An 18,847-nucleotide genomic window follows, 5' to 3' on the forward strand; every position below is an offset into this window, starting at 1 on the left:
TCCGACAGGGTGAGGCCTGGGTTTCGCCAGCCGCAGTCGGAACAGGTCTTCGAGCTTGGATACCAGCGGTCCGCGACCACGAGCGTCGATCCGTACCAGAGGGTCTTGTAGGCGAGCTGGCGGCGGACCTCGGCCATCCCGGTATCGGACACGGCACGGGCAAGACGGCGGTTACGGACCATCCCGGCCACGTGCAGGTCTTCCACCACGATCGTGTCGTGGGTCTTGGCCAGCCGGGCGGTGAGCTTGTGCAGCCCGTCGCGGCGCTGGTAGGCGACGCGGGCATGGAGGCGACCGAGGGTGGCGGCGTGTCTACGGCGACCGGCGCTGCCGGGCGTGGAGCGGGCGTAGGCCCGCGACGCGCGGCGCAGTTCGCGCAGCGACCGGGCCAGCGGCCTGGGGTTCTCGACGGTCTCGCCGGTCGACAGGACGGCGAGGTGCCTCACACCCAGGTCGACCCCGACCGGGCCGCCCCGGCGCTGCCGGGTAGACGGCTTGCCGGGGACATCACGGTCGGCCTCCACGGTGAACGCCACGAACCAGCGCCCCGCGGTCCGGGACACGGTCGCGCCCAGCAGGCGTGCGGACCCGTCGACGAGCCGGCCGGTCAGCGCACCCATCGGCTCATGCACCTTGACCCGGCCGACCCGGGGCAGCTTCACCTGCCGATCCCCAGCCGGACCGTAGGCGCCGGTGGTGTACCGGAACGAGTCACGGGCCCTCCCGCGCTTCTTGAACCGGGGAAACCGACCCGCCGGCCCTTCCGCTTCCCTTACCGGGAGTCGGTGAAGTTCTTCAACCCCCGGGCAAGCTGATCCAGGCCAGCGCGGAACGCCTCCTTCGAGCACCGCGCCCACCACGGGGCCAGCTTGTGTTTCGCAGCGTTCCAGGCCAGCCGCAACGCGGGCAGCGTCCACGACACCGGGGTGAGCAGATCACCGGTCAGCCCGTAGGACTGTTCGGCCTCGCGCTGCGCGAACGCGGCTTTCACCCGGACCAGACCCCAGTTGTAGGCGAACCGCTCTGCCCCGGCATGCCGGCGCAGAGCGGCAAGCCGGACGGTGTTTGGATCGAGAGCGAACCGGTACGCCTGGAAAGTCTTCATCCGTCCGTCTCCATGGCGGCGGCGACCGCGCGGGCGGCCCGGCTGGCTGCGGCGCGACGACCATACAGTCGGGCGCACAGCGACGTCAGGATCTCGGTGACGTCCCGGACAAGGTCGTCGTCCACCTCCGCGGAGTCGACAACGAGCAGGCGTCGGCCCTGCGCGGACAGTGCCGCCTCGACATACTCGGCGCCGACCCGGGCAAACCGGTCCCGGTGCTCCACGACGATCGTCGACACGTCCGGGTCCCGCAGCAGGCCGAGGAACTTCCGCCGGTGACCGTTGAGTACGGAACCGACCTCGGTAACGACCCGACCGACCGTGACACCGTTTTCGCCACACCACATCGCGACGCGGGCAACCTACCGGACAGGTCGAAGCGCTGGTCCGCTGACGACACCCGCGCGTACACCACCGCGGCAACCTGCCGGACAGGGGCGGCAGGCTCGTCGACGATCACCAGCCCGCCGACCTTACGGGCAGGGACCGGGAGGAAGCCGTCGCGGTACCAGCGGCGTGCCGTGGTGTACCCGACGCCGTTCGCAGCGGCCCACTCCTTAAGGTTCACACGGCCACTATACGGCGCCATCAGACGCCATCAGACGCCATCAGACGCCATCAGACGCCGATTCGACAACAGCTAACAACCCCAAGGGGATACGGACGACGACGCCTGCCCGACCGGTCCCGGATCCCGTGGCGCCCCCGCCGGATCGTCCGGTCCACCCAGGCGGCACCCGCCGACCCTCGACCCGTGTCGAGCCGACCGCCGGAGGGTGTCCCTGCCCGGGAAGGCCGCAGTTCGGTGACGAACCCCAGTCCCGGACCGTCACCGATCTCCAGCAGCGCGGCTCGACCACCGCCACGGGACATGAGGTCACGCCACCGCGGCCAGGCCGGTGGGGGCGCTGTGCCTCGTGATGCCGGGCCGGGTCAGTTCTCCTCGGGCCCGAAGGGATCATCGAGAAAATCGAGGAACGAGCTGTCCAGGCGACCGGGACCAAGATCGTCTTTATCGGCAACGTCCCGGTGATCCGGACTTTCCCGCAGCGACCGGGCGGTATCGTCCCGCAGTCCAATCATGAAGTCCTCGGCGAGACGCACCTGTTCCTGCAGGGATGCGAGCTTCTCCTCGGCCAGGGTAACCCAGGTTCTCAACCGTTCCCGCAGTTCCCTGCGATGATCCGGGGCAAGATCGGGCTGGCTGATCCGCTCACGCAATGTGATGAGAGAGCGCATCTCCTCGAGCGTGAACCCCAGCGGTTTCATCTTCTTGATGAGGAAAAACCGGTCGAGTGCGTCGTCGTCGTACAGCGGGAAACCACCCGAGGTGTGGCCTACCGGCGCGAGCAGGCCGGCATCCTCGTAGAAGCGGGCGGTACGCAGGGACAAGGTCACCAGGGTGGCAACGTCACCGATCCGGTAGCGGCCGTCACGGGCATCGGCGGAAGACCCGGCGCTGCTGGTTATGGACAATTCAACCCTTATCACGTGAGCATGGCGACTGGTATTCGAGTGTCAAGCGTCTCTAGTATCGGCCACTCGCAGCTACACAGGACCGGTAAAGATCTAGTAATCCACGGCCGACGCCGACCGTGACGTCGGTCACCAACGGACTCCGGTTGCTCCACAGGAGCCCGAGCGCCGGCCGCCACCCCGGATCGGTGACCATGGATTCACGAGTCCGTCATACCGTCCGATCCGCATCACCGTGCAGGCCGATGACGAAGTCCTCCGCGACTCCCGCCTGCTGCCGCAGGGTGGCCAGCTTCTCCTCAGCCAGCACGACCCAGGTATGCAGCCGCTCGCGCAGTTCGGTCCGCCGACTCTCGGAGATCGTCGAATCCGACAGCTCGTCGCGCACCGACAACAGCGACCGCATCTCCTCCAACGTGAACCCCAGCGACTTCATCTTCTTGATGACCAGCAGCCGATCGACGGCCTCGTCGTCGTACAGACGGAAGCCACCCGGCGTACGTCCGGCGGGAGTAAGCAGTCCGGCTTCCTCGTAGTACCGGACCGCGCGCAGCGAAAGCCCGACCCGCTCGGCAACCTCACCTATCTGACGGGTGTTTCCGCGGGCCGCGCGGAACGCGGAACGATCGCGACGCGTCGTGGACACCGTAACCCTTACGTTCGTGCCTCGAAGACTCGGGCTAAAATGGTTGACACTCGACTCTACGGCCTGTCCTGCGGAGACTCGAACAGAGTCCGCAACTAGGCCCCGAACCCCACACCGCCACACCGTGAGCACACTGGAAGAACAACGCCCACCCATGGAAACATCCACAACCACGCCGGCGGCGTGGACCCCTGGCGAGGCAGCGGGCAGGGTGGGGCCCAGCCCGGGTCGCCCACGTCACCCCACGTCCGCGGACTCCACTCACGTCACGGGGGCCGATCGGTCGACGCCGGGATCGTGAACCGGCAGGCTCAGTGCGGACCCCATCGCTTCGCGCCAGGGGCGGTGGGACATCGGCGGACAGGCCCCGATCGCGGGCCGGCAGAACGAGGAGACGGCTGTGCTGACCAGGATCGACCACGTCGGGATCGCGGTGGCTTCCCTCACCGAGGCCATCCCCCGCTATGAGGAGGCATTCGGTCTGGAGGTCGTGCACCAGGAGGAGAACGAGCGCCAAGGGGTGCGCGAAGCGATGCTGCTGGTCCACAGCGGCAAGACCGGGAACTCCTACGTCCAGCTGCTGGAACCGCTGCGCGAGGACAGCCCGATCGGGAAGTTCCTGGCCAAGCGGGGGCCGGGCATCCACCACATCGCCTACGGCGTCGCCGACATCGACAGCGCCCTGGCGACCCTGACCATGACCGGATTCGATCTGGTCAACAAGACTCCGGTGCACGGCACCGCCGGCAGCCGGATCGCGTTCATCCATCCCAAGGGCCTCGGAGGCGTGCTCACCGAACTCGTCGAGGCCGCCGAGGGGCACTGAGCCGGGCCGGACGACCCCGCGTCGCAGCCATCCCCTGACCGGCCCCTGTCCGGGCGGGGCAGCGAAGGCGCGGGGCGATGAATCCCCGGCGGCGCGCCCGGCGGCACCCGGCGACGGCCCCGGCCCATGGCGGATCATGGACCGGGGATCACCGGTCGCGGATCACCGGCGGCTTCTCGCGGCGGACACGTTCGCGGTCGGGACCGGATCGAGCGGGACCACCGATGAACCGTTCCACTGGTAACGCACGGTCGCACCACCCGCTGTCGGGCAGCACATCGGGTCGCTTGGCCGGTAGAGATCGTACTGGAGGGCGACGACCCGGTCGGTGGACCAGATCCAGCGGATCGTGGCGCTCGGCTGCGGCGAGTCGTAGCCGATGAACCGGCCACGATGGAAGAAGAACGCCCGCTGCGGATGCCCGTCCCCGGATGTCGACAGCAGTCCGACGATCACGCTGAGATCGTTGCTCCGGTCATAACCGCCGAGGACGATCGGCGTGTACCCCGCCGATCGGACCACCGCCGCGGCGTTGGCGATGCCCAGCGCCGGCGCGCCGGAGGTGGACGAGGCAGCGGAGGCTGTTCCGGCGATCCCGCCCATCAGGGTGAACGTACCGATCATCACTGAAACGGCAAGTCCGCGACGTAGCGCCATGAGACCTCCCAGGTTCCGTGCTGACCCGACTTCCGTGCCGACCCGGCCCAACCTAGATGCCCTCTTCGGTGGGCGCCGACCAGCTAGGGGGTATGGCCGGTATGTCGCCCGATTCGAACCGGTCAGTCCCCCGGCCGGCGGATCTGGCGGGCTCCACACCGGAACGGGCGGGAAGCCGTGCTGTCGGGGGCACTGTCGGGGGCACTAGTGTCGGTGGGTGGCGTACCCGCCGGAACCCTGGGAGCTGCGCGGTAGGATGGTCGTCTCCGTCTGGTTCGTGCCCCGCGCGGCGCTGGCCGGCGCCCTCCCCCGGGCGGTGACCGTTCTCGGCCGGGTCCCGGTGGCCACCGTCTGGGTTCGCTACGATCCGCGTGGCGTCCTCGCCTACCGTGAGGTCATGGCCGCCTTGCTGGTATGGCACAGGCGGCACCTGCGCGTGACGGTCCCGCATATCTGGGTGGACAGCCCGGCATCCCAGGTCGGCGGTCGCGCCCTGTGGGGGATTCCCAAGGAACTGGCCGTCTTCACCGAACGACCGGGCACGTCCACACGACCGGAAACGGCCGGGGACGCCGACGGCACCCACCTGCACGCCCGGGACGCCACCGGGACGATCGTCGCCGCGGCGGTAAGCCGGGGACGGCGGCTGCCGGGCAGGTGGCCGGTCCGCTTCCGCGTGGTGCAGGATCTCGACGGTCAGCCCCGGGTGAGCCCGGTGCGGCTGGCCGGGCGGCTCGCCCTGCACCGGTCACGATGGGACCCGGCGGCGGAGGGTCCGCTGGGTTTCCTCACCGGGCACCGGCCTCGGCTCACCGTCCGTCTGGACGACTTCCGGATGATTTTCGGAGCCGGAGCCGGCCGGGACGGAATCCCTCGTCCGACCCGACGTGCCCGCCGAGGGGCCTGTCGAGAGGCCCGGCCGCCCCGCCGACCGGCCTGACCCGCCCGGCCACCCGGCTGGCCCAGCCGGCCCAGCCGGCCCAGCCGCCGCCGTGCCGGAGCCGCGCCGTCACCGCGGTGACGGCGAGCGCACCCGGCGCCCGGCGGAAGGTGGTCAGGGTCGCTCCCGGCACGTGCATCCGCAGGGTGGCGACCGAGCGGGGGCGGACGAACTCGCGCAGCCCCTCCGCGCCGTGCACCCGGCCGAACCCGCTTTCGCCGCTGCCCCCGAAGGGCAGGGCGGGCATCCCGGCAAACGCCAGCACCGCGTTGACGGACACCATCCCAGCGTCGAGCCGGCTGGCGATCTCGTCTCCCCGGGACCGGGAGAAAACCGTCGCACCGAGCGCGTACGGGGTGCCGTTGGCCAGCGTGACGGCCTCGTCAACGTCGGCGACGGTCCGGACGGTGGCGACCGGCCCGAACGTCTCCTCCTGCACGGCGGGGCTGCCCTCCGGCACGTCGACCAGCACGACCGGTTCGATGAAGGTGTCCCCCACCGACTCCGTCCCGCCGATCAGGGCGGTCGCGCCGCGGGCCAGCGCGTCAGCCACGTGGCGGCGCACGATCGCCGCCTGGCCGGGCATCGTCATCGGACCGTAGGATGCGTCCCGGTCGGCACCGGGACGAACCCCGTCGAGCTCGCGGCGCAGTGCGGCGAGGAAGGGCGCGGCGACCGCCTCGGTCACGTAGATCCGCTCAACCCCGGCACAGGTCTGGCCGCCATTGGACATCGCTCCCCAGGCCGCTGCCCGCGCGGCGGCGGCCACGTCAGCGTCGTCGGCGACGATCAGCGGGTCCTTGCCGCCGCATTCGATCACCACCGGGACGAGGGACGACGCGCAGGCCGCCATGACCAGGCGGCCGGTCGCGGGCGAACCGGTAAAGGCAATCTTGTCGACCCCGGCTGTACACAGGGCGGCACCGGTCGGACCGAAGCCGGTGACCATGGTCAGGACCCCGGCCGGCGCGTCCGGATTCGCCGCGGCGAACGCCGCGACCAGGTACGCGCCCACCGCCGGGGTGTACTCGCTGGGCTTGAAGACCACCGTGTTACCGGCTGCCAGGGCATACGCGATCGAACCGCTCGGGGTGAACAGCGGATAGTTCCACGGCCCGATCACCCCGACGACCCCGAACGGGCGGTACTCGATCCGTCCGGTGTGGTTCGCCAGGAACGGGCCGGGCGACACCCGGCGGGTCCGCAGCACGCGGGCGGCGTTGCGGGCCGCCCAGCGGATGTGTTCCAACGTCAGCAGCAGCTCGATGCGGGCATCGGCGGCGGTCTTGCCGTTCTCGGCGTGCAGGAGGTCGATCAGCTCGGTCTCGTGACGGACGAGGTGCGCCGCCCAGCGCAGCAGATGGTCGCGCCGCCGTGCCGCCGCGAGCCCCGCCCACCAGCCCGCCGCCGACCGGGCGGACGCCACGGCCGCCCGCACCTGGGTCGGCTCCATCACCGGGAAGCTCGCGACCACCGCGCCGGTGGCCGGATCCGTCGACAGGAGCGTCCCGATGCCGGCCGCCGGGTAGACCGCCGGACCGACCCCCTCAGTCACCCCGGTCTCCCGGTTCGCTACGGTCTGCGGGTTCTGCGGGTTCTGCGGGTTCTGCGGGGTCGGCCGCATGGGGAGCTCCTCGCCGCGGGTGGCGGAACGTCCTTCCCTTACCCGGCGAGGATATGACCGCCACCCACAGAGAAACGAGTCCCGTCATCCTCAGATCATCCTCAGAGGAACGAGTCGCGGTACGCGGCGAACCACTCCCGTTGCCGGCGCTGATCGGCCGTCTCCTCCGCGGCGACATGGTCGAGCATCGAGGAGGGGTCCGGCGGGTCGAGGGCGAGGGTGTCCCGACGCAGATCGGCCGCGGCGACGTCGGCCCGCCGGCGGACCTCGTCGAACCAGCCGGCCTCGACCTCGGCGGCGAGCAGCCGACGGAGGCGCTCGATGGGATCCCGGGCCTGCCAGGCGGTGATCTCGTCCGGCGGCTGGTACCGAGTCGCGTCGTCGGAGGTGGTGTGCGGGGCCATCCGGTAGGTGTTGGCCTCGATGAGCACCGGGCCGCGACCGCTGCGCGCACGGTCGAGCGCCCAAGTGGTCACCGCGTGCACCGCGAGCACGTCGTTACCATCGACGCGCAGGCCGGGGAAGCCGAACCCGTCGGCCCGGCGGGCCAACCGCACCGGGGACTGCCGCCGGCTCGGCGTGGAAATCGCCCACTGATTATTCTGGCAGAAGAAGACGACGGGCGCACCGAAACTCGCCGCCCACACGAATGCCTCGTTGGCATCACCCTGACTCATCGCACCGTCACCGAGATACACCATCACCGCCATGTCGGTATCGGTATCGGTGCCGCCGGTGCCGGTGCCGCCGGTACCGCCGGTGCCGGTGCCGGTGCCGGCTGCGCCGTCAAGGAGCACCCCCATCCCGAAACCGACGGCGTGCAGCGTCTGGGCCGCCAGAACAATCGTGTAATTAGCCATATTGTGACGGTGCGTGTCCCAGCCATCGTGACTCACTCCCCGCAGCAGCCGAATCACCTCGACCGCCGGGACACCGCGGTGCCAGGCGACCGCGTGTTCCCGGTAACTGGGGAACAGGTAATCCCGGGGACGCGCGGCCGCGGCGGATCCGACCTGCGCAGCCTCCTGCCCCCGCAGCGGGATCCACAGGACCAGCTCACCCTGACGTTGCAGGGCCGTGGCCTCCTCGTCCAGCCGGCGGGCCAGGACCATGGAGGTGTAGAATTCCATGCGCAGCTCGTGGTCGGCGAGCACCGAGAACCGAGAATCGGCGACCAGCGAACCATCGGGGGCGAGCAGTCGGATGCCGCCGTCGTTGAGTTCACCCGCCGCGGGTGAGGTGTTCTCCCCGAACGCGCCAGGAAAACGATGCGGAGCGAGACCGTCCACCGAATCCGGTTCGAGCCGCCGCATCGGCCCGCCGGTAATCAGTTCCGGATCCCGTACGACATTCATACCGAGCACCCCTCCCCACCCGAAGATCGCAGGACGTCCTACCATCGGAAACCATCGAAAAAGAGCGGTGTACCCATGCGACACTACGCGGTGCGGACGGGGTGAAAACACGGACGCGGTAACGACGAGATTCCGGCCACAGGATTCCGAGGCCGCAGAGCGATGCCGGAAGGATGACGATGCCGGGAGGATACTGACTATCGTGACGCACGTGGGCGTCGTCCGGTCCCTGCTGCTGTTCGTGGTGGCCGCGGTCACGGAGATCGGTGGTGCCTGGCTCGTGTGGCAGGGCGTGCGCGAGCACCGCGGGCCGGTCTGGGTGGGGCTCGGGATCGGGTTCCTGGCCGCCTACGGCTTCGTCGCGACCCTCCAACCGGACGCGCACTTCGGCCGGATCCTCGCCGCCTACGGCGGGGTCTTCGTCGCCGGTTCCCTGCTCTGGGGCGTGGCCGTCGACGGCTTCCGACCCGACCGCTACGACCTCGCCGGAGCCGCGATCTGCCTGCTCGGCGTCGCCGTCATCATGTACGCCCGGCGCGTGTGACGGCTGACGGCTGACGGCTGACGGCTGACGGCGCACAATATGGCTCATGGCGCGCACCGCGGAACGTGTACGGGTCGTGCTGGAGCGTTCCGGTGGGCTTCTCGGGCGCAGCGTGCGCCGCGGTCTGGACACGGTCGATCTCAGTGAGCAGGAGGCCGAGAACCTGCGCCGCCTGGCCCGCGAGGCGGTGCACCGCGGCGGTCTCGTGGCCACAACGGACGCCGCGGATGCCGGTCAGGTAGATTCCATCGAGGCTCGGGGTTCCACCGAGGCCCGGGAGCAGCGCGACGTCGGCGCGGACCGGTTCGTCTACACCCTGGAGATCGACCGGGCCGGGGAGCACGCGGTGCGGACGTTCTCCGAGCCGGTGCCCGACGAGGTCCGCCCGCTGCTGGCGCTGCTGCGCACCGCGCCGCTGCTGCCCGCGAGCCGTCCCTAGCGGTGTCGCTGACAGCGAGGTTGACCACCTCGCGCACCGCGGACCCAGTCGTCGACGACTGGCACCGCTTCGCCGGCCTGGACCGACCCGGCAACCACTGGGACCGTCCCAGCTGGACTCTCGGACGCCGCTGCTACCCCTGGATGCTGACGTTCGAGAACGCCGCCGAACTGCACACCCTGGCCGCGCAATGCCAGGATCGACCACGCCTGCCCGTTCTCGACCCGGTACCGTCGGAAAGAACCGGACGTTCTCCCGCTTCGGCGTGATGGCTGGACAACTCGGGCGGCAGTAGATGCCGGTGGTGGTGACGGCGGAGAAGAACGCGCCATCGAAGCGCGCGTCCCGGCTACGCAGCGCCTCGTAGCGGCTCTGGTCCGTCATCACTCCACCCACTCTCGACGAGTCCCGCCTCGCATGCTGGCGGAAATCGGACGTCGTGCCCGCAGGCGCCTGGCAAGCGCGGCCATCCCCGGAGACCACACCTATCCGTCGTTGAGTCGTCACCTCTGGTTGCGAACGCCCTCGGATCCGACCTACGGTCACATGGGTAATCGGACCACTACCCGGAGATGATCTGGCTCGACCGTACCCGCGCCCAGGCCAGGTCTCCGCCGCACGGGCGGTGCGCTCCTCCGGACCGGCCCTCCACATCTCCCATGCGGACGGGGACCACCGGATCGGCCCATCAGCAAGAGGTATCCATCAGCAGGAGGTAATCGTGGGATGGGCAGTCGGAAGCGATCCCGGCCCGACCGTCCCGGTCACCCGGATCACCCACCCGGGCGGCGTCGAACCCGGTCTGGATCTTCTCGGACTGGACTCCTTCTGCCTGCTCACCCGGCTGGGTCCGGACATCGTCCGCCGGTTGGTCGCCCTCGGCCTGCTCGACGTGCGCGTCGACCGGGCAGGGCAGTGGTGGCTGCCGATCCGCGCGGTCGGGCGGGCGGTGCGTATCGAACGGCTGCGCCGCGACCTCGGCATTACCTATGCGGCCACCGGCGTCGTGCTGGACCTGCGCGACCGCATCGACGAGCTCGAACAGCGCGGCCGGGGCCATCGCGACGGCCCCGGCCGCGATGGCCCCGGCCGTGACGGCCCCGGCGAGGAGTACCGATGAAGTTGACCAAGCTGACCGAGGGCGCCCAGGACGCGCTGAAGGCGGCCCAGACCAGGGCGATGCGATTCGGCCACACCGAGGTCGACGGGGAACATCTGCTCGCCGCGCTTGTCGAGCAGCCGGACGGGCTGGTCCCGCGCCTCATGGTCGCATCGGGTGGTACCCCACCCGCCCTCACCGGTGCGGTGGAGACGGAGCTGGAGCGCAGACCGCGGGTGTCCGGACCGGGGGTCCGACCGGGGGTCCGACCGGGCGAGGTGTACATGACGCAGCGGCTGTCCAGGGCCCTCGACGCCGCCGAACGGGAGACACACCGCCTCGGCGACGAGTACATCTCGGTCGAACACCTGCTGCTGGCCCTGCTCGAGGAGGGACCCACGACACCGGCCGGCCGGATCCTGCACGAGCAGGGTCTGACCCGGGAACGGCTGCTCATCGCGCTGACCCGGGTGCGCGGAGACCGGCGCATCATCTCCGCCTCGCCGACGGCCACGGACGACGCGCTGGAGAAGTACGGACGCGACCTCGTCGTCGACGCCCGCAACGGCCGCCTCGACCCCCTGATCGGGCGGGACGCCGAGATCCGCCGAGTGATCCAGATCCTGTCCCGCCGGACGAAGAACAATCCCGTGCTGCTCGGCGACCCCGGAGTCGGCAAGACCGCGATCGTCGAGGGCCTCGCCGACCGGATCTTCCGCGGGGACGTTCCGGACAGCCTGCGGAACAGGAGGGTGTTCCAGCTCGACCTGGGCGCGCTGGCGGCCGGGACGGCGCACCGCGGTGCGTTCGAGGAACGACTCAAGGCGGTCATGGCCCAGGTCACGGCATCCGAAGGGCGGATCCTGCTGTTCGTCGACGAACTGCACGCCGTCCTGGGGGCGGGTGCCGCCGAAGGGAAGACGGATGCCGGCAACGTGCTCAAGCCGCTGCTGATCCGCGGCGACCTGCACCTGATCGGGACGACGACACTCGAGGAGTACCGCCGGCAGATCGAGTCCGACCCCGCGTTCGCACGCCGGTTCCAGACCGTCATAATCAACGAGCCATCGGTGGCGGACACCATCTCCATCCTGCGCGGGCTGCGAGGACGGTTGGAGATCTTCCACGGGGTTCGGATCGCCGACGCGGCCCTGGTCTCGGCGGCGGTGCTGTCCCATCGGTACATCAGCGACCGTTTCCTGCCGGACAAGGCGATCGACCTCGTCGACGAGGCGGGCGCCATGCTGCGCACCGACATCGACTCGATGCCGACCGGCCTCGACGAGATCACCCGTAGGGTGGTCCGGCTGGAGATCGAGGAGGCCGCACTCGCGCAGGAATCCGATCCGGCGAGCATCGCCCGACTGGACCAGCTCCGTGGGGAACTCGCCGACGTGCGGGCCGCGGCGAACACGATGCGCGCGCGGTGGGAGGCCGAACGCCAGGCCATTCGGCGGGTCCGGGGGCTGCGGGAGGAGATCGAACAGGCCCGGCGGCGGGCCGAGGATGCCGAACGGGCACACGACCTGGGGACCGCAGCGGAGCTGCGCCACACCCGCCTGCCCGAACTGGACCGGCGGCTCGCCGACGAGTCCGAACGGCTCACCCCCCAGCGGGGCGGCCACCGGTTGCTGCGCGAGATGGTGACCGCCGACGAGATCGCCGATCTGGTCTCCCGCTGGACGGGGATCCCGGTGGCCCGGCTCCTCGAGAGGGAACGGGAGAAGCTGCGACGCCTCGACCAGGTCCTGCGCGCCCGGGTCGTCGGACAGGACGAGGCGGTGCGGCTCGTCGCCGACACGGTGCTCCGGGCCCGCGCGGGCATCGGGAACCCGCGCCGCCCGATCGGGTCATTCCTCTTCCTCGGGCCGATGGGGATCGGGAAGACCGAGTTGGCCCGGGCCCTGGCGACGGCCCTGTTCGACTCCGAGGACAGTCTGATCCGCATCGACCTGGGCGAGTACCAGGAGCGGCACAGCGTCGGCCGGCTGCTGGGCGCCCCACCCGGCCAGACCGGGCTCGTCGAGGGCGGGCAGCTCACCGAGGCGGTACGACGCAAGCCCTACGCGGTGGTGCTGTTCGACGAGATCGAGAAGGCACACGCCGACGTCCTCAACATCCTGCTGCAGGTCCTGAGCGACGGTCGGCTCACCGACGCCCGGGGACGCACCGTCGACTTCCGTGGCACCGTCGTCATCCTGACCTCCGGTGTGGGGTCCGAACGGCTCACCGGCGGTCCGGACGCCGAGGGGACAGCCGGGCCCGAGGTCCGCGTTCGGATCACGGCCGACCTGCGCCGGGCGTTCCGGCCCGAGTTCCTCCACCAGCTCGACGAGGTCGTGCTGTTCTCCCCGCTGACCCTGCCCGAGATCGAGCGGATCGTCGACCTGCTGGTGGACGACCTGCGGGCCCGATTGGCGGATCGGCGCATCACCCTGGACATCACCGAGCCGGCCCGGATGTTCATCGCCCGTCAGGGCTACGACCCGGTCCATGGCGCCCGCCCGCTGCGCCGCTACCTGCAACGCGAGGTGGAGACCCGGATCGGGCGGGAAATGATCGCCGGTGAGGTCGACGACGGTTCCGCGGTGGTCGTCGACCTCGCCGGAGACACGCTGACGGTCCGGCACGGACGGTCCGGCACGCTCAGCGGTCGCTGAACCCCGGGCGGTCGCCGAACCTCTTGCGGAGGACGACGAAGTAGAGATCTGGTCGCAGCGGCCGGCCGAACCGTTCGTCGTCGTAGGGGAACGGGCTCGTTCTGGTGGTCAGGACGTATCCGCGCCGCTGATACCAGGCGATCAGCTCGGCCCGTTGGGCGATGACCAGCAGGTCCGTCCAGGCCGCGGAGCAGGCCGTCACGGCGTGCCGTTCGGCGAGCCGCAGCAGAGTGTCGCCGAGCCCGTTGCCCTGGCGGGTCGGGCTTACCGCGAACATGCCGAAGTAGGACCCGATCAACGGTGATACATCCGGGCCACACCGCTCCGCGTCAGCCTGCCCGTGGGTGGCATACCCCGACCGGGTCACCTCGGTCGCATCGGTCACCTCGGTCGCCGCGTGCTCCGACCGGGCCGGTGGCTCGACCCGTCGTTCCACGTGGCAGCAGCCGAGGAGGGCTCCGTCCGGGTCCTGCGCGAGCAGCACCACGCTGTCCAGCGCCGCCAGTGCCGCGCCGACCGCGGCGGCGTCGGTGCGCCGCCCGGCGAGCAGGTCGGCCTCGGTGGTCCACCCCGCGCGACTGGACTCCCCCCGGTACGCGGACTCGACGAGCTCAACGATCGCCGCGACGTCGGCCTCGGTCGCACGGCGGAACGTGAGGTCGCCCGGGTAGGCATGGGAAACCGATCGCATCCTCCCCATCCTCACAGCTCCCGGGGGTAGTCCCCCGGGAATGCGAGCGAGCGCATAGCGGGTAACGGGACGGGAGAACGGGCGGACGGGGGCGTCACGGCGGCGGCGAGACGGGGAAGCAGCAGGCCCAGAGGCGCGTCGACTCGGACGGCCGCGCGGCTGTCCCCCCGAGTCGGACCCTGGTTGACGATCGCGACCGGGATGTCGAGCTCCGCCGCACGGAGCACGAACCGGTAGCCGGACATCACCGTCAGCGACGACCCGAGGATCAGCAGCGCCCTGGCCCCCTCGACCAGCCGGAGCGCCTCCGCGACACGCGGCCGCGGCACGGTCGCACCGAAGAACACCACGTCCGGTTCCAGCTCGTCACCGCCACACCGGCGGCAGCCCACCATGACGAAGGCGGCGACCATGTCGTCGGGGAGCGTGACATCGCCGTCCGGGTTGGTCTGCGCGGCGCCGACATGGAATCCGGGATTGACCGCCCGCAGACGCTGGTCGAGCTCGAGGCGAGGGCTCACGTCGCCGCAGCCGCGACACAGCACGCGCGACAGCCTACCGTGCAAATCGATGACGCGCCGTGAGCCGGCGCGCTGGTGCAGGCCGTCAACGTTCTGCGTCACGACGCCGGTCACCAGGCCGTCCTGCTCCAACCGGGCCAGTGCCCGGTGGCCCGGGTTCGGCTCCGCCCGGGCCACCCGCCGCCACCCTGCATGGCTGCGGGCCCAGTAGCGGTGCCGGGCCGCGGGATCATCGGTGAACTCCTGGTACGTCATCGGGGTGTGACGGCGCAGTGCCCCGTTCGGACCCCGATAGTCCGGAATACCGGAGTCGGTGGAGATCCCCGCACCGGTCACCACCGCGACCCCGCCGGCCGCGACCAGCGAGCAGAGCCGGTCGAACGCCTCGCCCCCGCCACCCGCCGCCTGCTGTCGCGCACCGTCCCTCACACCGTCCATGCTGCCCGATCTACCCGTGCCCCGGATGCCCGTTCGGCGCCACCACTCCCTGCCCGTCCGGGGATGAAGCCTGCCCGTCCGGGGATGGAGCCGGGGGAAGACGTCCCGGCAGGTTGATGTTTCGGACACCGGCATCGATACGTCGTGTAGTCGTCGTAGCCGGGTGGTGTGATCAGGCTCTGAGTCGTACGGTTGCGGCGAAGCCAGCCTTCCCGAGGATGGTTACGACGATGGACGGCGAGAACGCACAGGTCGGCACCAGGCACGCCGAGTCGGGGGACGCCCGGCGCCACCCCTCCGGCTCAGTCGCTCACGGCAGGTCAGCCGCGTCGACCACGACCAGGACCACCGTCAAAACCGTCGGCATGGCCGCCGGCACGAGCGCGGGCCGACCGGCCGCGATGGAGGCTGAGCTGGCCTCGGTCCATCCCGGTCCGGCCGCGCCGGTATGTGAGGCGGCCGGGCGCATCGCCCGGTCGGAGGAGACCATCGAGGCGGAGGTCATCCGCCTCTTGCCCGGAGCCCTCGCCGTCGTCCGCACTCCCGCCGGAACGGAGGAGGTGGGCATCGCCCTGGTTGACGCCCATCCCGGTGATGCCGTGCTGGTTCACGCCGGGGAGGCGATCGCCGTTCTCTAGCTCATCCGTTCGTCCGTCCGGGCCAGACCCATCCAGGGCAGGGGGATGCAATGACGGTTCGTTCGCCGTTCAACCAGACCGCGGCGATCGCGGACGCCGAGATCTACCGCGAGGAGCCCATCCGTCCCGACCGCGCCATCACACGCGGCTCGGACCGGCGGATCGGGGTGCTGACCCCACCGTGCTATGCCCTCGCCCACCCGGAGGAGCGTTCGCACGCCCACGCGGAGTGTCTCCTGGAGTGCGGCCCCGCCGCCATCCCCGACGTCACGCTGCGAGTCCGGGTGCGCTACCTGCAGATGACGGTCCGTTTCGTGGATCGTGGCCCCGGGGACGGGGGCCGCTTTCCACCAGGCGGCCGGCCTGCGGGAGATGCCGAGCCCCGCGGCTGGGACGAGTTCGTCCCGCGCCAGGTCGACGATGTGGTGACGGTCACGGACCTGTTGGCGGCGCCTCCCGGCAGCGCGGTACCGACCGCCGCGGGGCCGCGGCGGAACTGGCTGCCCCGCCTGAGCGCGCCACGGCCAAATCCATGGGAGCTGGCCGGTCCGGCGAGCGGTGGCGTCTCGGCGGGACTCGGACCACCCCACACCGTCCGGTTCAGCGCCCCCTCCGGTCGGCGGGTGGAGACCGTGAGCGGCCACGGCGAGGCGGAACCGACCCGCATCACCTGGGACAGCTGGGCCGTGCAGGGAGAGCTGCGGTTGAACGCCGGACTGCAGACCTGGGCACATCAGACCGGGGAGACCGGAGCACATCGCCTGGTCCGGCTCCGGGCGGAACTGGTGAACACCTCGGGCTGGCATCTTCCGGCCGAGGAAGCGATGGATCACGTCTCCCTTGAGGCGCGCCGCCGGCGGCACCGGGAACAGGCAATGCGGCACTCCCTGATCGGCGCGCACCTGCTCCTCGCGACGACCGAGGGCCGATTCGTGTCCCTGGCCTCTCCCCCGGCCCGGGCCAGCGAATTCGCGAAGAACTGCGTCAACGACGGCCTCTGGCCCGCGCTCGTGACCACCGCGGACGGCCATGACACCGTGCTCGTCGCGCCGATCGTCCTTCCCGATCATCCACGGCCGGCTCCGGTGGACCACGACAGCGGCAGCTGACCGCCGGCCCGCCACCGGCCTCGGCCGATGAGCCGAGGCCGGTCGTCAGCAGCAACGGCAGCGAAAACAGTGAGCGGAACATACGCGTCGCGGGAGGACGTCAACATTGTTGATTATCTTGGATCGGACGCGGTGGCCACGTTTCTACGGCGCGTAGAATCTGCTGGGTGCGACCAGAGGCGAGGCCGACTGAGAGACGGCGCACGGCAGTCCCGGGGAGGGGCGGCACCCGGTTCGCCGACCTCACCGGTGCCGCCCACGCCACCGGTGGTACGGGCGGCACGGGGCCCACCAGCCTTGCCGCTGCGATCAGCCTGGTTGTGACGCTTGGCCTCGCAGCGGCGCTCGTCCCGGCGCTCCTGCTCGGACTGGCCACCCCCGCATCGGCGCATTCACGTCTGGTCACCACCACCCCGGTGGCGGACAGCACTCTCACCGCCCCGCCACATGAGATCATCCTGACATTCAACGAGCCGGTGTCCCCGCGCTACACGAACGTCGCCGTCACGGCGGCCGACGGCGCCGGCGTGACCGCCGGTGCCACCCGCGTCGAGGGCGGCACCGTCCACCAGGGCCTCACCGCTCTCCGCGACGGTCGCTACACGGTGGCCTATCGGGTCGTGTCCGAGGACGGTCATCCGGTCGGCGGCGAGTTCGCCTTCACCGTTGCCGGCAGCACGGCGTCCGCGGGCCAGGAGGGATCCCCGCCCCCGTCTCCGGTCACCACGACGCCGACCCCGGCAGCCACCGCGAGTCCGACCACGGGTGCCGCGCCGGCCCCGTCCGCGGCCGTCACGGCCGTCACGGCCGTCACGGCCGATACGGGACCCGCGGACGGCGGGGGCGGGAGCAGTGGCGGTGGCGGTGGCGGTGGCTGGATACTCCCTGTCGTGATCGCCGGTATCCTCACGCTCGGTGGCGGTACCTTGTTCGCCCTGCGGCGACGTCACTCCGGAGCGCGCTGACCCCATGGACACCCCCGCCGCCAGGAAAAACCCCGCCATAACGAACAACCCCACCACGCCCGCAGACCCCACCACGCCCACGGCTCCGGCCGCTCCTCCGCATGCCGCCGCTCTCACCAGGACCATCCCCGCCAGCCGCTCCCCCTCGGCTGGCGGACGGACGGCGGCGGTCGGACGGATGGCGCCCGTCGCCGTCGCGGCCGGATGCGTGGCACTGGCCCTGGTCGTCGGTTTCGGGCCAGGCCCCCTGCGGCTGCCCGGTCTGCCTTCGTCCGGCACGCTCACCTACTGGGCACTGCCGTTCGCCCATCTGGTCGGCAGGATCGCCGCCGTGGGGACGATCGGGTGGCTTCTCACGGCCGCCGTCCTTCTTCCGGCGAAACACGGTGCGGCCGGCAACGGGTCCCGGGTGGGCATCCTGTCGCCCACGGCCCGGCGGTGCGGCCGGTACGCGGCGAACGCCGCGGCTCTGTGGATGCTGGCCACCCTCGTGGAGCTGCTGTTCACCCTGTCCGAGATCTCCGCGCGCCCGGCCGGCGACGTCCTGGATGTCTCCTCGCTGCGCTCCTTCGTCTCCACCACCTCCCAGGGCCGGGCGCTACTCGTCGTGGCGGCCCTGGCTGCCGTCATCGCGGTGATCGGCCGTACAGTCACGACGACGACCGCGACCGGGGCCCTGCTCGCTGTCGCGGTCGCCGGCATCGTGCCGCCGATCCTGGTTGGCCACGCCGCTACGTCCGGCGATCATGCGATCGCCGTGGTGGCCCTCGGCGTGCACGTATTGGCGGCCACGGCATGGGTGGGTGGTCTACTCGGCCTGCTCACCGCGGTGCGGCTGCCGGCGAGCTTGTTCGGCCCGGCGCTGCGCCGGTACAGCCGGTTCGCGGCCGGGGCGGCGGCCGTCACGGCAATCAGCGGGATCGCCGGTGCGGCCCTGCGGCTCGGCGGCTTCACCCCGTTGTGGGACACCCGCTACGGCCTGCTGGTCCTGCTCAAGGCCGCGGGCCTGCTGGCCGCCGTCACGCTCGGTGGTCTGGTGCGCCGCCGGGTCGTCGCCGGGCTCACGGTGACGACGCCCACCGACCAGACCGGCACCACCGACCAGACCGGCACC

General features: G+C 70.9%; 17 protein-coding genes and 4 pseudogenes. 11 read left to right on the forward strand and 10 right to left on the reverse strand.

The window, feature by feature from the left end:
• The 4 genes and pseudogenes from tnpB to BMG523DRAFT_RS09295 all read right to left on the reverse strand — a co-directional run.
• A pseudogene (gene tnpB, locus BMG523DRAFT_RS09280) lies at nucleotides 1-1,105 on the reverse strand (IS607 family element RNA-guided endonuclease TnpB); the annotation flags it as partial.
• Nucleotides 1,102-1,673 (reverse strand): annotated as a pseudogene (locus BMG523DRAFT_RS09285) (IS607 family transposase). The pseudogenes tnpB and BMG523DRAFT_RS09285, both read right to left, overlap by 4 nt.
• Nucleotides 1,674-2,038: 365 nt before the next feature.
• Complete coding sequence (locus BMG523DRAFT_RS09290) at nucleotides 2,039-2,581, reverse strand: MerR family transcriptional regulator (RefSeq protein ID WP_011437168.1); 543 nt, start codon at nucleotides 2,579-2,581, stop codon at nucleotides 2,039-2,041.
• 211 nt (nucleotides 2,582-2,792) lie between these two features.
• Nucleotides 2,793-3,227: a MerR family transcriptional regulator gene (locus BMG523DRAFT_RS09295; protein WP_011437169.1), complete on the reverse strand. Its 435-nt coding sequence runs from the start codon at nucleotides 3,225-3,227 to the stop codon at nucleotides 2,793-2,795.
• A gap of 400 nt (nucleotides 3,228-3,627) precedes the next feature.
• Here BMG523DRAFT_RS09295 and mce point away from each other — a divergent pair, with 400 nt between their 5' ends.
• Nucleotides 3,628-4,053 carry a methylmalonyl-CoA epimerase gene (gene mce, locus BMG523DRAFT_RS09300; RefSeq protein ID WP_011437170.1) on the forward strand — a complete coding sequence of 142 codons (426 nt, stop codon included), beginning with the start codon at nucleotides 3,628-3,630 and terminating at the stop codon, nucleotides 4,051-4,053.
• A gap of 162 nt (nucleotides 4,054-4,215) precedes the next feature.
• On the opposite strand, the gene BMG523DRAFT_RS09305 is transcribed toward mce, so the two are convergent.
• Complete coding sequence (locus BMG523DRAFT_RS09305; protein WP_023840746.1) at nucleotides 4,216-4,710, reverse strand: LppP/LprE family lipoprotein; 495 nt, start codon at nucleotides 4,708-4,710, stop codon at nucleotides 4,216-4,218.
• A 217-nt stretch (nucleotides 4,711-4,927) separates the two neighbouring features.
• Between BMG523DRAFT_RS09305 and BMG523DRAFT_RS26360 the strand changes: the two are divergent.
• A pseudogene (locus BMG523DRAFT_RS26360) lies at nucleotides 4,928-5,404 on the forward strand (acetoacetate decarboxylase family protein); the annotation flags it as partial.
• A gap of 115 nt (nucleotides 5,405-5,519) precedes the next feature.
• Here BMG523DRAFT_RS26360 and BMG523DRAFT_RS09310 read toward each other — a convergent pair.
• Nucleotides 5,520-7,274 carry an aldehyde dehydrogenase family protein gene (locus tag BMG523DRAFT_RS09310; protein ID WP_043590902.1) on the reverse strand — a complete coding sequence of 585 codons (1,755 nt, stop codon included), beginning with the start codon at nucleotides 7,272-7,274 and terminating at the stop codon, nucleotides 5,520-5,522.
• Between the two features lie 101 nt (nucleotides 7,275-7,375).
• Nucleotides 7,376-8,629: a thiamine pyrophosphate-dependent enzyme gene (locus BMG523DRAFT_RS09315; protein ID WP_011437174.1), complete on the reverse strand. Its 1,254-nt coding sequence runs from the start codon at nucleotides 8,627-8,629 to the stop codon at nucleotides 7,376-7,378.
• Between the two features lie 211 nt (nucleotides 8,630-8,840).
• Between BMG523DRAFT_RS09315 and BMG523DRAFT_RS09320 the strand changes: the two genes are divergently transcribed.
• Genes BMG523DRAFT_RS09320 through BMG523DRAFT_RS09330 form a run of 3 tightly spaced genes read left to right on the forward strand, consistent with a single transcriptional unit; the run spans nucleotide 8,841 to nucleotide 9,881 of the window.
• Entirely contained in the window at nucleotides 8,841-9,173 is a 333-nt protein-coding gene (locus BMG523DRAFT_RS09320; protein ID WP_035910726.1) for a YnfA family protein, read from the forward strand.
• A 46-nt stretch (nucleotides 9,174-9,219) separates the two neighbouring features.
• Entirely contained in the window at nucleotides 9,220-9,612 is a 393-nt protein-coding gene (locus BMG523DRAFT_RS09325; protein WP_023840748.1) for a protealysin inhibitor emfourin, read from the forward strand.
• A gap of 20 nt (nucleotides 9,613-9,632) precedes the next feature.
• Entirely contained in the window at nucleotides 9,633-9,881 is a 249-nt protein-coding gene (locus BMG523DRAFT_RS09330) for a hypothetical protein (RefSeq protein ID WP_235463024.1), read from the forward strand.
• Here the strand turns inward: BMG523DRAFT_RS09330 and BMG523DRAFT_RS22920 are convergent.
• Nucleotides 9,844-9,996: pseudogene (locus BMG523DRAFT_RS22920) on the reverse strand (Ada metal-binding domain-containing protein); the annotation flags it as partial. The gene BMG523DRAFT_RS09330 and the pseudogene BMG523DRAFT_RS22920 overlap by 38 nt on opposite strands.
• Before the next feature lie 388 nt (nucleotides 9,997-10,384).
• Here BMG523DRAFT_RS22920 and BMG523DRAFT_RS09335 point away from each other — a divergent pair.
• Both BMG523DRAFT_RS09335 and BMG523DRAFT_RS09340 read left to right on the forward strand, forming a co-directional pair.
• Nucleotides 10,385-10,732 carry a chaperone modulator CbpM gene (locus BMG523DRAFT_RS09335; RefSeq protein WP_049761093.1) on the forward strand — a complete coding sequence of 116 codons (348 nt, stop codon included), beginning with the start codon at nucleotides 10,385-10,387 and terminating at the stop codon, nucleotides 10,730-10,732.
• Entirely contained in the window at nucleotides 10,729-13,371 is a 2,643-nt protein-coding gene (locus BMG523DRAFT_RS09340) for an AAA family ATPase (protein WP_011437177.1), read from the forward strand. The genes BMG523DRAFT_RS09335 and BMG523DRAFT_RS09340 overlap by 4 nt, the downstream gene beginning before the upstream one ends.
• Here BMG523DRAFT_RS09340 and BMG523DRAFT_RS09345 read toward each other — a convergent pair.
• Both BMG523DRAFT_RS09345 and BMG523DRAFT_RS09350 read right to left on the reverse strand, forming a co-directional pair.
• Nucleotides 13,358-14,062 carry a GNAT family N-acetyltransferase gene (locus tag BMG523DRAFT_RS09345; protein ID WP_023840750.1) on the reverse strand — a complete coding sequence of 235 codons (705 nt, stop codon included), beginning with the start codon at nucleotides 14,060-14,062 and terminating at the stop codon, nucleotides 13,358-13,360. The genes BMG523DRAFT_RS09340 and BMG523DRAFT_RS09345 overlap by 14 nt on opposite strands.
• Before the next feature lie 11 nt (nucleotides 14,063-14,073).
• Complete coding sequence (locus BMG523DRAFT_RS09350) at nucleotides 14,074-15,021, reverse strand: NAD-dependent protein deacetylase (RefSeq protein ID WP_011437179.1); 948 nt, start codon at nucleotides 15,019-15,021, stop codon at nucleotides 14,074-14,076.
• Nucleotides 15,022-15,251: 230 nt separating this feature from the next.
• Here BMG523DRAFT_RS09350 and BMG523DRAFT_RS25880 point away from each other — a divergent pair, with 230 nt between their 5' ends.
• From BMG523DRAFT_RS25880 to BMG523DRAFT_RS26365, 4 genes are all read left to right on the forward strand, one after another.
• On the forward strand, nucleotides 15,252-15,659 hold the full coding sequence (locus BMG523DRAFT_RS25880) for a hypothetical protein (RefSeq protein WP_043590903.1): 408 nt from the start codon (nucleotides 15,252-15,254) through the stop codon (nucleotides 15,657-15,659).
• Between the two features lie 50 nt (nucleotides 15,660-15,709).
• A complete protein-coding gene (locus tag BMG523DRAFT_RS09360; protein WP_011437181.1) occupies nucleotides 15,710-16,768 on the forward strand; it encodes a hypothetical protein in 1,059 nt (352 codons plus the stop codon).
• 167 nt (nucleotides 16,769-16,935) lie between these two features.
• A complete protein-coding gene (locus tag BMG523DRAFT_RS09365; protein WP_011437182.1) occupies nucleotides 16,936-17,733 on the forward strand; it encodes a copper resistance CopC family protein in 798 nt (265 codons plus the stop codon).
• Between the two features lie 4 nt (nucleotides 17,734-17,737).
• Nucleotides 17,738-18,847, forward strand: a 1,110-nt coding sequence (locus BMG523DRAFT_RS26365) for a CopD family protein (protein ID WP_368671093.1), incomplete at its 3' end; no start/stop codon positions are given.

The organism is Frankia sp. BMG5.23 (genome assembly GCF_000685765.2).
Lineage (GTDB): Bacteria > Actinomycetota > Actinomycetes > Frankiales > Frankiaceae > Frankia > Frankia casuarinae.